Annotated in this window: 7 protein-coding genes; 1 reads left to right on the forward strand and 6 read right to left on the reverse strand. The window is 67.1% G+C overall.

Translation table 11 applies throughout. From position 1 onward, the window contains the following. Positions 1–108 precede the first annotated feature (108 nt). Positions 109–3,573: a ribonuclease E gene (rne, locus tag KVS69_RS02075; protein ID WP_217536192.1), complete on the forward strand. Its 3,465-nt coding sequence runs from the start codon at positions 109–111 to the stop codon at positions 3,571–3,573. A gap of 101 nt (positions 3,574–3,674) precedes the next feature. Here the strand turns inward: rne and KVS69_RS02080 are convergent, their stop codons facing one another. The 6 genes from KVS69_RS02080 to KVS69_RS02105 all read right to left on the reverse strand — a co-directional run bounded on the left by KVS69_RS02080 (position 3,675) and on the right by KVS69_RS02105 (position 12,343). After that, a complete protein-coding gene (locus tag KVS69_RS02080; RefSeq protein ID WP_254621983.1) occupies positions 3,675–4,436 on the reverse strand; it encodes an endonuclease/exonuclease/phosphatase family protein in 762 nt (253 codons plus the stop codon). Positions 4,437–4,513: 77 nt separating this feature from the next. Further along, the gene (locus tag KVS69_RS02085) at positions 4,514–7,648 is read right to left on the reverse strand and encodes a discoidin domain-containing protein (RefSeq protein WP_217536195.1); all 3,135 of its coding nucleotides are present in this window, start codon (positions 7,646–7,648) and stop codon (positions 4,514–4,516) included. A gap of 47 nt (positions 7,649–7,695) precedes the next feature. Then, positions 7,696–8,532 (reverse strand): carbohydrate ABC transporter permease, encoded by an 837-nt coding sequence (locus KVS69_RS02090; RefSeq protein ID WP_068853078.1) that lies wholly within the window; start codon positions 8,530–8,532, stop codon positions 7,696–7,698. Beyond that, on the reverse strand, positions 8,529–9,410 hold the full coding sequence (locus KVS69_RS02095; RefSeq protein ID WP_068853081.1) for a sugar ABC transporter permease: 882 nt from the start codon (positions 9,408–9,410) through the stop codon (positions 8,529–8,531). Before KVS69_RS02095 ends, KVS69_RS02090 begins: the two co-directional genes overlap by 4 nt. Continuing rightward, a complete protein-coding gene (locus KVS69_RS02100) occupies positions 9,407–10,687 on the reverse strand; it encodes a sugar ABC transporter substrate-binding protein (RefSeq protein WP_254621984.1) in 1,281 nt (426 codons plus the stop codon). The genes KVS69_RS02095 and KVS69_RS02100 overlap by 4 nt, the downstream gene beginning before the upstream one ends. 42 nt (positions 10,688–10,729) lie before the next feature. Then, complete coding sequence (locus KVS69_RS02105; RefSeq protein ID WP_217536200.1) at positions 10,730–12,343, reverse strand: glucoamylase family protein; 1,614 nt, start codon at positions 12,341–12,343, stop codon at positions 10,730–10,732. Positions 12,344–12,417 lie beyond the last annotated feature (74 nt).

Genomic DNA, 12,417 nt, shown 5'->3' on the forward strand with positions numbered 1-12,417 from the left:
CTGGAAACCCAAGCCGCCCTCCCCGCGCATGCGCGATGGGCGTGCAAGCGTGACCAGAAGCGAAACCCCATGGCGTTCCGCGCGGTAGCAGCGCGCGAGGAACGCAATATGAAGCGAATGCTGATCAACGCCACGCAGGCTGAAGAGCTGCGGGTAGCCATCGTGGATGGCCAGACGCTGTACGACATCGACATCGAACAGCCGTCCAAGGAACAGAAGAAGTCGAACATCTACAAGGGCCGCATCACGCGCCTTGAGCCGTCGCTGGAAGCGGCCTTCGTGGAATACGGTGGCGAACGCCACGGCTTCCTGCCGCTGAAGGAAATCTCCCGCGATTACTTCCAGGCCGGGGTCGACCACAACAAGGCCGGCATCCGCGAACTGCTGCGTGAAGGCCAGGAAGTGGTGGTCCAGGTCGACAAGGAAGAGCGCGGCAACAAGGGCGCCGCCCTGACCACGTTCATCTCCCTGGCCGGCCGCTACATGGTGCTGATGCCGAACTCGCCCACCGCCGGTGGCGTGTCGCGTCGCATCGAGGGCGAAGACCGCGCCGCGCTGAAGGAAGCGCTGGACAAGCTGAACATCCCCGACGACATGGGCGTGATCATCCGCACCGCCGGCGTCGGCCGCGATGCCGAAGAGCTGCAGTGGGACCTGGACTACCTGCTGCAGGTCTGGAAGTCGATCGCCGAAGCGGCGCTGACCAAGCCGGCCCCGTTCCTGATCTACCAGGAATCGCGCCTGATCGTGCGCGCCCTGCGCGACTACCTGCGCGCCGACGTGGGCGAGATCCTGGTCGATACCCAGGAGCTGTACGACACCGCCCGCGAATTCATGCAGCAGGTGATGCCGCAGACCCTGCGCAAGCTCAAGCACTACACCGACGACATTCCGCTGTTCAACCGCTTCCAGATCGAATCGCAGATCGAAGGCGCCTATGAACGCAACGTGCGCCTGCCCTCGGGCGGCTCGATCGTGGTCGACCAGACCGAAGCGCTGACCGCCATCGACGTGAACTCCTCGCGCGCCACCAAGGGCAGTGACATCGAGGACACCGCGTTCCAGACCAACCTGGAAGCGGCCGAGGAAGTGGCCCGCCAGCTGCGCCTGCGCGACCTGGGCGGCCTGGTGGTGATCGACTTCATCGACATGTCCTCCAACAAGCACCAGCGGGAAGTCGAGAACCGTCTGCAGAACGCGCTCAAGTACGACCGTGCGCGCGTGCAGCTGGGCCGCATTTCGCGCTTCGGCCTGATGGAAATGAGCCGCCAGCGCCTGCGTCCGAGCCTGGGCGAATCCAGCCAGATCGTCTGCCCGCGTTGCGACGGCCATGGCCGCATGCGCTCGGTGGAATCGCTGTCGCTGTCGATCATCCGCGTCGCCGAAGAGCATGCGATGAAGGAAAACACCGGGCAGGTGCTGGTCCAGGCCCCGGTGGAGATCGCCAACTACCTGCTCAACGAAAAGCGCAGCGCCCTGCGCGAGATCGAACAGCGCCATGACGCGCCGATCGTGATCGTGGCCGACGAGCAGCTGCACACCCCGCACTACGAAGTGACCCGCCTGCGTGAAAACGAGCTGGGCGAAGAAAGCGGCAAGCCGAGCTACCAGCGTGGCACCCCGCGCAAGCTGCCGGTGCATGCCCTGACCAAGGCGCAGCTGAACATCCCGGTTGCCCCGGCGGTCACCAACGTCAAGCACAGCTCCCCGGCGCCGGTCCGCGAGGTTGCCGAACCGGTGGCTGCTGCCCCGGCCCCGGTCGCCCCGGCGCCGGTCGCTGCGCCGGCCGCCACCGGCGTGGTCGGCTGGCTCAAGCGCATCTTTGGTGGCGAACCGGCGCCGGCCGCCGCCCCGCAGACCAACGCGCGCCCGGCCCAGGAAGGCAACCGCAACGGCCGCAACAAGGACCGCAACGGCAAGGACCGCAACGGCCGCCGCGATGAGCGTGGCGAACGTGGCCAGGGTCAGGGTCAGGGCCAGCAGGGCCAGGCCCGTGGCAAGGACCGTCGCGACGACCGTGGCGAACGCGCCGGCAAGGGCGAGCGCCGCGATGACCGCCGCCAGGACGTGGCCGCACAGGCGTCCGCACCGGCCGCCGGCCAGGCCCAGCAGGGCAAGCCGCGCAACGAGCAGCAGCAGCCCAAGGCCCCGCGCAATGAGCAGCAGCAGCCGAAGCTGAACCAGAACCAGAAGCAGAAGCCGCCGCGCCAGCAGAACGAGGGCGACAAGCCCGCGCGTCAGCCGCAGGCCGATGCCGCCAAGCCGGTGCAGACCGGCGTGACCGCTGCCGATGCGGCGCTGGTTGCAGCCGCGGTGACCGTGGCCGATGCCGCCACCCCGGCGACCACGGCGCCGACCGCGGCCCCGGTGTCGAACAACGCACCGGCCGATGAGAACCAGGTGACCGCCGTTGCGGTGGATGGCGAAGCCAACGAGCACGGCGAAGCGCCGGGCACCGGCGATGATGCCAGTGGCGAGGGCGCCTCGCGCCGTCGTCGTGGCCGTCGCGGTGGCCGCCGCCGTCGTCGTGGCAATGGCGAGCAGGCTGCAGGCAGCGATGGCCTGAACGATGACGGCGGCCTGGATGACGACGCCGACGGCGACGAGCAGGACGGCGACCAGGACGGTGACACCACCGCCCAGGCCGCCCGCCCCGCCGCCCGCAGCACCGGATCGAACCCGGAGTTCGACTTCGATGACGACGGCGCTGCTCCCGCTGCTCCGGCCGCGCCGGTGCAGGCCCCGCGCCCGGCCCCGGTGGCTGCCGTGGCCGCCGCCGCGCCGCTGGCCGTGGTCAGCAGCCCGGTGGTGACCGCCGGTCACAGCGAGGCCGCCCCGGCCCCGAAGGCCGAGCCGGTGGCAGAGCGCACCCCGTCCTACACCGACCGCGTGCCGTTCGTGGAATCGCCGATGCCGGCCTCCGCACCGGTCGCCAAGGCGCCGGAGGCTGAGAAGCCGGTGGTGGCGGAAGCACCGAAGGCGGTTGAAGCCCCGGTCGCCCCGGTCGTGACCGAAGCGCCGAAGGCTGTTGAAGCCCCGGCTGTGACCGAAGCGCCGAAAGCGGTAGAAGCGCCGGTCGCCGCTGAAGCGCCGAAGGCTGTTGAAGCTCCAGTCGTGACCGAAGCGCCGAAGGCAGTCGAAGCCCCGGTCGTGACCGAAGCGCCGAAGCCGATTGAAGCGCCCGTCGTGACGCCGGCCCCGGTGACCCCGGCCCCGACCGCACCCGTCGCCGTCGAGACCCCGAAGGCCGCCGAAGCCAGCACCAGCGCGCCGGTTGTAGAGCACAAGGGCCCGACCGAAGTCGGTCGTCCGGTGCAGACCAGCATGCTGGATGCAGTGGACGCCGTTCCGGCCGCGCCGGCTGCCCCGGCACCGGTGGCACGCGCGGAATCGGCCGCAGTTGCACCGGCGGTACAGAACGGCCAGCTGTTCGGCAGCGCCGCCAGCGACGCCGCACCGACCGACGCCGCCGCCCAGGCCGCGCACGCCGAAGCCCGCGAAGACATCCCGACCGATGTCGCCAAGGCCGACGATGCCGACAAGCAGGACCCGGAAAAGACCGACAAGGCCTGATCCGGTTCCAGCGGCAAGGTAAAAAAAGACAGCGGCCTTCGGGCCGCTGTCTCTTTTTGGATCCGGATCACGTAGCGCCACGCCCTGCGTGGCTGCCTGCCTCACGGTGCGAACTGCAGGCGGGTCCACACCCCGTAATGGTCCGACGCCCAGCGACCTTCGGCGTAGGGCTGGTCGAACAGCAGCCGCGCTTCGCGGGCCAGCAGCTTGTCCTGCTGGAAAAAGATGTGGTCGATGCGCGAGGGCGCATCGTAGTAATGCCGGTTCAACGTACTGATCTGCGCCAGTTCGTTGTTCACGTGCACGCTGCCATAGCTGTCGCCATAGCGCTGGCGCAGCGCACTCAGATCACTCGCATCCACCAGCGCATTGAAATCCCCCGCAATCACCACCGGCGCATCGCCCGATGTCGTCGCGATGAACGTCAACAGGTCGGCCACCTGCTCGGCACGGATGCGACTGCCGCGCTCATCCGAACGTTCGTTGAGATGGGTGGCATAGACATTCACTGGCTGCCCCTCCACATCGATACGCAGGTGCGCCACGGTGCGGTAGTCGGTCAGCGGCGCCAGCAACCGTTCACCGCGCGCCAGCACCGGGCGCCGGGTCAGCAGCGCATTGCCGTAACGCTTCAATCGGCCCGGCGGATCAGTGGACACGAACTGATAGTCATAGCCGAGCCTGCGCGCCAGCCAGGCGGCCTGGTTGCGCACATGCGGCTTCTGGATCACCTCCTGCAGCGCGATCGCGTCGGGCTGCAGCGCCTGCAGCTCGCGCAGGATCACCTTGCGCCGCTGCGGCCAGTCTTCCCGGTCGTGGTGCAGGTTGAAGGTCACCAGGCTCATGCCCTGCTCCACCGGCATTGCCGCGCGCGCCGGCAATGCCGCCAGCGCAACGGCCAGCAGCACGCCAAGCATGCCGGGGCGGGCGACCACCGCGGTCACGGCGCCTTGCGTTCGGCGCGCCGCACCGAGGCCGGGATCTGCACTTCCACCTTGGCCGGCACCTGGGTGATGCGCAGCTCGCCGTTGAGCCACTGCGCCGGCTCGCCGTTGACGGTGGTATCCCCCGGTTCGCCACTGAACGGCCACGGCAGGATCACCCCGCCCTGCGGTACCAGCAGCCCGGACGCGATCTGCAGCGTGAGCTGCCGGTCGCTGCGGGCCAGTGTGTAGCTCAGTTGCCCATTCGGCGTGCGCAGCCCCTTCACCCCGACCCCGGCGCCGTCCAGCCAGCGGCTGGGCACGCCGGCGGCCAGCACCAGGCTGTCGTCCACGTCGCGGTTGTAGGCGAACATGTCCAGCGCCGAGCGCACGAAGTCCGACGCCACCCACGCATGCGGCAGGTCGCCGACGAAGAACGGCTTGCGCGGCGTGTGCGAGACCACTTCGGCCCACTGGTTCCAGGCCTGCGGCGCGCGGTCCTTGAAGAAGAACTCGGTGGCCTGCCAGGCGCGGTCGCGCCAGCCCAGGCGCACGAACGCGGCCACGTTGCGCCACTCGTACGGGGTGTAGTCCTTCCACTCGCGCTTGCCGTCGCGGCGTTCCTCGAACTGCTTCCAGTAGCGCTCGAACGTGTTGTCCAGGTACGGCTGCGGCAGGCGGCCCTGTTCGCCGCCCGGGGCCAGCGCGATGGTGGTGGAGGTCGCGTCGAAATCACCCAGCTCGGCCGAACCGGGCAGGAAATCGATCTTGTGCAGGGCCGTGGCCGCCAGCAGCGAGGCCTGCAGGTCGTCACGGAACTGGTCGCGCGACTCGGCGATCTGCATCGCCTCCATCTTGCCCAGCGTGGAGGCGATGATCGCCGCATCCTTGTAACCGCGCAGCGCCCAGAAGTTGTCCCAGTACGAATGCATGGGCTTGGCCGAATAGCCTTCATGGCTGATCGACACCGGCATCATCCCGAAGAAGGCCGGGTTGCGCGCGCGGTTTTCCTCGGTGCGTTCGCTCAGGCGCAGCTGTTCCATGTACTGGTAGGCGCCCTGCACGTGCGGCCACATCAGTTCCAGGAAGGTGCTGTCACCGGTGTATCGCCAGTACTCGGCGATGTTGAAGATCAGTTCGCCGTGGCTGTCGTTTTCCGGCACCGGGTCGGCGCCGCGCGGGTCGACGCAGCACGGCACCTTGCCGTTGTCGAACTGGTACGGCGCGTACCAGTTCACGTACTCACGCACCGCATCGCTGCGGCCCATGCGCAGCAGGCCTTCGGAAATCATCGCGCCATCGCGGATCCAGCTGCGCGAGTACGAGCGCGTGCCCGGCTGCAGGCTTGGCCCGATCCGGGAGATCAGCATGTGCGCCAGTGCGGTGCGCAGCGTATCGGCCAGCGGCTTGCCCGCCGCTGGCACCTGCAGCGCCACCTGGTCCAGCTTGGTGCGCCACATCGAGGCCACCTGCTGCTGGGCCTTGTTGGCGTCGAAGTCCTTCGGGGTGGTCCACGCGCCGGTCTGCGGCAGCACGATGGCCACCTCCCTGCTCTGCCCCGGCTCCAGCCGCCAGCGGTACAGCAGCGCGCCCGAGGCCAGCCCGGTGGAATCGCGCACTTCGGTGGCGGTGGGCAGATTGCCAGTGGCCAGGTGGGTAACCTCCAGCTTGCCGTCGAACGGGCTGGCGAAAGCGGCGTCCGGCGTCTGCACCGGGTACACGCGCGGCTTGCCGTTGACCTCGACCTGGCCCGGTTCGAAATCCAGCGTGTCGATCCGGCTCACGCCGCCCACGGTGTTGAGGAACTGCCGCGGCGGATTCACCTGCCACGGCCGCACGGCCAGGGCCAGGGTGTAGTCGTGCGCCACCTTGTCCGGGTTGTGCAGCGTGTAGCGGCCTACCAGCTGCGCCTTGTCCGGGCTGCCCTGCACGAAGCCGGTCACCTTCAAGGCGGCCTTGGGGTGGGCCCAGTCGACGCTGGCAATGGGCAGGTAATCGTCCTGCAGCGACTGCTTTGCCTCGACATCGGCCCAGCTCAGCACCTTCTTGTCGACCACCACGAACGGCTCCACGCTGAAGCTGGCCTTGGCCACTTCCAGTGCACCGTCTTCGCCGATCAGCGCCTGTTCGCGGCCGCCGTCCAGCCCGAGCAGGGTCCAATACGGTTGTTCACCGCTGAAGCCGCGCGGCACGAAGCCACGGGTCAGGTCGGCGCCGACCGACTCAACGAATTCGTTCGGCGTGGCAGCGAAATCCAGCGGCTTGATCGCGATATCGCGGATGCCGTACCGCCAGCTGCTGCCGTGCTGCAGGTCGAAGCGCAGGTAGCGCGCCTCGGTATCGGGCAGTGCCAGCCAGTCGCGCTCGCCGCCACCGCCGGCGGTGATCTCGCGCAGGGTGCGCCAGTCCCGGCCATCGGCCGAGGCACGCACCACGTAGCGGGTAGCTTCCAGGCCGGGCACCCACTGGATCACCGCACCGCCGAACTCGCGCACGTTGTGCAGGTCCAGGCTGATGGTCTGGTCGGGCACGCCACCGCTGATCCACACCGTGTCCGGCTTGCCATCGGCAATACGGCTCTGCAGCGCGGTGGCGGTATCGGCGATCACCGACGGTGCCAGCGCCGAGGTATCGGCCGGCGGCAGGGCCTGCAGGGTGAGCCGGTCGAAGCAGACCGTGCCGCGCCCGCCGACCTTGCTGTAGATGGTGAACTCCACTGCCGCGCTTTTACGCAGGGTCTTGTCCGGGTCCGGGCCCCAGGCCTTCTCGATCTGGCGCTGGCGGTACTGCACCGGCGTCCAGGTCTTGGGGAAGGCGTAGCCGGGGCGGTTGACCCACCACACATTGTCGCCGCTGGCATCGATCAGCTTGAACTGCAGGTCATTGCCGGGCGAATCGCCGCGCAGCTGGAAGCCGACCTGGTAGTTGTCCGGCCAGGTGATGGGCAGCTCGCGGCGGATCGCCACGTAGCCGGAGACTTCGTGGAAGTCGTAGTCCACGCACAGCGCGCGGCCGCCGTTGGCGCCGGCCACGCTGCGCAGTGAGCCGCTGACCTGGTCGGACACCACCAGCTTCCAGGGCGACATGTCGTCGAAGCTGTCCAGGACCTTAGCCGCCGCCGGCACTGCCGGGGGCGCGGCAGGCGCCGCCATCGAGCACACCAGACCCAGACCCAGAACCCCCGCGACGACGGCACGCTTCACCCTTTCACACTCCCCAGCAGCAGACCTTGGATGTAGTAGCGCTGCAGCACCAGGAACAGTGCCAGCACCGGAACCACCGTGACCACCGCGCCGGCCATCATCATTTCAACGTCCATGATGTGTTCGCGCGACAACGTGGCCAGGGCAACCGGCAAAGTGTAGTGCTCCTGGTCGGTCAACACGATCAGCGGCCACATGAAATCGTTCCAGGCGCCCATGAAGGTGAAGATCGACAGGGTCACCAGCACCGGCTTGAGCATCGGCAGCACGATCTGGAAGAAGATGCGCAGCTCCCCTGCCCCGTCGATACGCGCCGCTTCCAGCAGCTCATCGGGAATCGAGCGCGCGTACTGGCGCACCAGGAAGATGCCGAACACGCTGGCCAGCGCCGGCACGATCACCCCACCGAAGCTGTTGACCAGGCCCAGCTGTTTCATCAGCAGGAACAGCGGCAGCATGGCCACCTGCGCTGGGATCACCAGCGCGGCCAGCAGCACCTGGAAGATCCGCTCGCGGCCGACGAAGCGCAGCTTGGCGAATGCATACCCGGCCATGGTGTTGAGCAGCAGCGAGCCCAGCGTGATCGCCAGCGAGACGAACAGGCTGTTGACGAAGTTGTTGGCCATGCCGGTGCGGGCGAACAGCTCGTGGTAGTTGTTGGTGGTCACCGACGAGGGCAGCAGCGGCGGCGGGAAATGCGCCGCTTCGCCGGTCGGCATGAACGACACCGACAGCATCCACAGCAGCGGCGCCAGGCTGACCGCGGCCAGCACCAGCAACCCTCCGTTCACCCACCACGCATGCCAGCGCGACTGGCCAATCTCACGACTCATACCAACTGCCTCTTGCGGCCGAAACGCAGCATCAGGCTGGTTACCGCCAGGATGATCAGGAACAGCAGGAACGCCACGGCCGACGCGCGGCCCAGGTTCCACCACTTGAAGCCTTCCTCGAACATGAAGTACAGCACGCTCACGGTGCTCTGCAGCGGGTCGCCGCGGGTCATCACGTAGGGTTCGGCGAACAGCTGGAAGTAGCCGGACACGGTGATCACGCCCACCACCAGCAACACCGGGCCGAGCATCGGCAGGGTGATGTGCAGGAACTGCTTCCAGCGCGAGGCGCCATCGATGCGCGCGGCCTCGTACAGGTCATGCGGGATCGCCTGCAGGCCGGCCAGGAAGATCACCATGTTGTAGCCGAAGTTCTTCCACACCGCGAACAGCATGATGGTGGGCATGGCCCAGTTCGGATCGCCCAGCCAGTCGATCGGGCTGATCCCCAGATGGCCAAGGCCGTAGTTCACCAGCCCGTAGCTGGTATGGAACAGGTAGCGCCAGATCACTGCCACCGCCACCAGCGTGGTCACCACCGGGGCGAACAGCGCGGTGCGGAACAGCGCCTTGAAGCGCGCGGCCGGGGCGTTGAGCAGCATCGCCGCGCCGAGCGACACGCCAATGGACATCGGCACGCCGACCACCACGAAATACGTGGTGTTCCACAGCGACTTCCAGAACATCGGGGTCTGCAGCAGGTCGATGTAGTTGCCCAGGCCGACGAAGCGCAGATTGCCGCCATCGGCGAGCGCGTACAGGTCAAAGTCGGTGATGCTCAGCGCCAGCGCCGAGAACACCGGCAGGCCGAAGAACACCCCGATCACCAGCAGCGAGGGGCCGGCGAAGATCCAGCCGGCAAGCGAGCGCTGCTTCATGGCAGCACCTCCGGCGCGGCGCCCTGTTCGGCCTGGGTACGCTGCTCATGCATCCAGCGGCGCTTGGCCAGGACCTTGTCCACGCGGTCATCCAATCGATTCACGGCTACATCCTGATCCAGCCCACCGCGTACCACCTGTTCGGTGACGATGCGCATTTCCTGCACGATACGTTCCCACTCCAGCACCTTCGGGGTCGGCCGCACCCGTTCGAGCTGGTCGCGGAACGGCTGCGCCAGCGGGTCGTTGGCCAGCGAGGGGTGTTTCCAGGTGCTGCGCCGTGGCGGCAGGTCACCGATGATGGAATGGAAGCGCTGCTGGATGTCCGGGCGCGACAGGAACTCGATCAGCTTCCACGACGCTTCCTTCTGCTGCGAGCCGCGGAAGATCACCAGGCTGGTGCCGCCGGCGATGCCGGCGCCGGGGCCGTCCGGGCCCGGCAGTGCGGCGGTGCCCCACTTGCCTTCCAGTTCCTTGGGCTGCAGCTTCTTGAACTCGCGGATGTTCCAGGGGCCGGACAGGTAGAACACGTTGAAGCCCTTGAAGAACTCATCCCACACGTTGGAGATCTGGGTTTCGGACATGCGCGGCGCCCAGCCCTGGGCGAACATGTTCTCGTAGAACGCCAGCGTGCGGCGGAAGCCGGGGCTGCGGAAGTTGCCGCGGGTGTCGTGGTCGCGCAGCAGCGGGTCGGGCTGCTGCAGGGCGAAGGACAGCTGCTGCTCGAACTCGTTGATCGGCATCAGCACCGCGTAGCGGTCCGGACCCTGCATCTTCTTGATCGCCGCCATCATGGTGTTCCACTCGTCCCAGGTGCGCGGCGGGTGGTCGAAGCCGGCCTTGGCCAGCAGGTCCTTGCGGTAGTACAGCAGGCGCGTATCGACATACCACGGCACCCCGACCAGCTCGCCGTTGATGACGTTGGTATCCCAGATGCCCTGGAAGTAATCGGCCGGGTCGACCACCTTGGATTGGGCCACGAACGGCGCCAACGGGGTCAGCGTGTTGAGTTCGGCGAACTCGGGAATCCAGGTGTTGCCCAGCTGGCACACGTCCGGCAGGCCGTCGGCGGCGAAGGCGGTGAGCAGCTTCTCATGCGCGGCCGTCCACGGGATGTTCTGCACATCGACGTGGATGCCGGGATTGTCGGCTTCGAATTCGCGGATCAGTTCGCTGACCACTTCCGCTTCGCGGCCCATGGCCCAGAAACGCACGGTCACCCCTTCCGGTTCCTTCCGGCAGGCACTCAACAACAGGCTGCCGGCAACCAGCAGCAGAACACTCACCCACAGCTTGGGGCGCGACGACAATGGCACTGCTTACTTCCCCTGGGGCTGGTTGCGGTTCGAATTGGAATTGTTCTTCTGTTCCTGCGCGGCGGCCGCGCGGGATTCGGCGATGCCCATCGAGCGGGCCGAGGCGGCCTTCTCGTCTTTCTCCAGCGCCATCGGCTGGTCTTCGCCTTCCGGGGTGAGCCAGCCGCCGGTGAAACCGGCGCGCTCCAGGCCGCGACGGATGTGCGGGTTGTTCTTCATCGTGTCCCACACGAAATCGTTGCGGTAGTTGGCGATCATGGTCAGGATCGGACCCTGGTCGATGCCGATGTAATCACTGGCCACCCAGCCACGGTCGGGCACGATGCGCCCGGTCTTGAGCGGAATGTCGAAATTGAAGCTGGGGTTGAACGAATCCAGGAAGCCGTAGCTGGAATACAGGTAATCGCCGTAGCGCTTGTGCATTTCCAGCGTGGCCGGGATCACTTCTTCCGGCGCGAACACCACCGAGGAGATCGCCGCCGTCGGGGCGATGGTGCCGTCGTCGAAGTTCTCGCGCAGGCCGGCGCCGCGCGAGGAATAGTGGCGGAACTGGCGCTGCTCGCCGCGGAATTCCTGCGTGGTGTTCTGCGGGCCGTCGCTGGCGGTCAGACCCCACACATTTTCGCCGTACTCCTTCCACTGCGCCGGGTTGGCGATGGCGTACTCGCGCTGGGCCAGGGCAGCCGAGCGGCTGTTGAGGAAGTAGGTGCTGCCGCGCTCGCGCATGTACGCGTCCTGGATGTCGCGGAAGTCGATCCAGACGTGGGTGTACTGGTGGCCGAACAGCGGGCCGAAGGACAGGTATTCCTGGCCCTGGAACACGCCCCAGTCGTTGTCGTAGGTGCGCGTCCACACCGTCCACGCATCCGGGCTCACCGGGTGGGTGGGCGAACCCAGCGCGAGGATATAGACCATCATCGCCTCGTTGTAGCCCATCCAGTCGTGGTCGATGAAGCCGCTTTCGGGGAACCAACCCATCGAGATCAGCGGGGCGCGCTGCTGCAGCCACGGCCAGTCCACGCGCTTGTACAGCGTATCGGCGATGGCGCGGATTTCTTTTTCGCGCGAATCGTCGCCGGTGTAGTACGACTGCGCGAACAGCACGCCCATCATCAGCAATGCGGTGTCCACGCTCGACAGTTCCACCCAGCTGTCATAGCGGTGGCCCTGCTGCATGTCCAGGAAGTGGTAGTAGAAACCCTTGTAGCCGCCCTTGCCGGTGCGCTGCGGGCCCATCGGCATGTCGCGGAAGAACTTCAGCGTGGTCAGCGTGCGGTCCACCGCCTGGGTACGGCTGACCCAGCCGTTTTCCACGCCGATCGGGTACGCGGTCAGCGCGTAGCCCACCGAAGCGATGCTGGCGAACGGGCGCGACGGATAGCGGTCCGGGCTGAGCCCGTTGATTTCATTGGTGGTGTCCCAGAAGAACTGGAACGTGCGGCGTTCGATATCGTCGAACAGCGGGGGCAGTTCTGGTTTCATCGGGCGCGGGGGAACGTCGGCCTCTACGAGGATGACCGGCGGCTTGGGTTTGGCTGGCGTTTCCTGCGCCTGCGGCTTGCAGCCGACCACGGCTACCGCCAGTACTCCCAGTGCCAATACGCGGGGTACCTTCATCGTGCCAACCCTCCGGAATCTTCGAATTTCAGGCCAGCATAGCTGGCCTTGGAGTGAAATCGTTTACAGCTTGG

This window comes from Stenotrophomonas sp. GbtcB23 (genome assembly GCF_019091045.1).
Taxonomy (GTDB): Bacteria; Pseudomonadota; Gammaproteobacteria; order Xanthomonadales; family Xanthomonadaceae; genus Stenotrophomonas; species Stenotrophomonas rhizophila_A.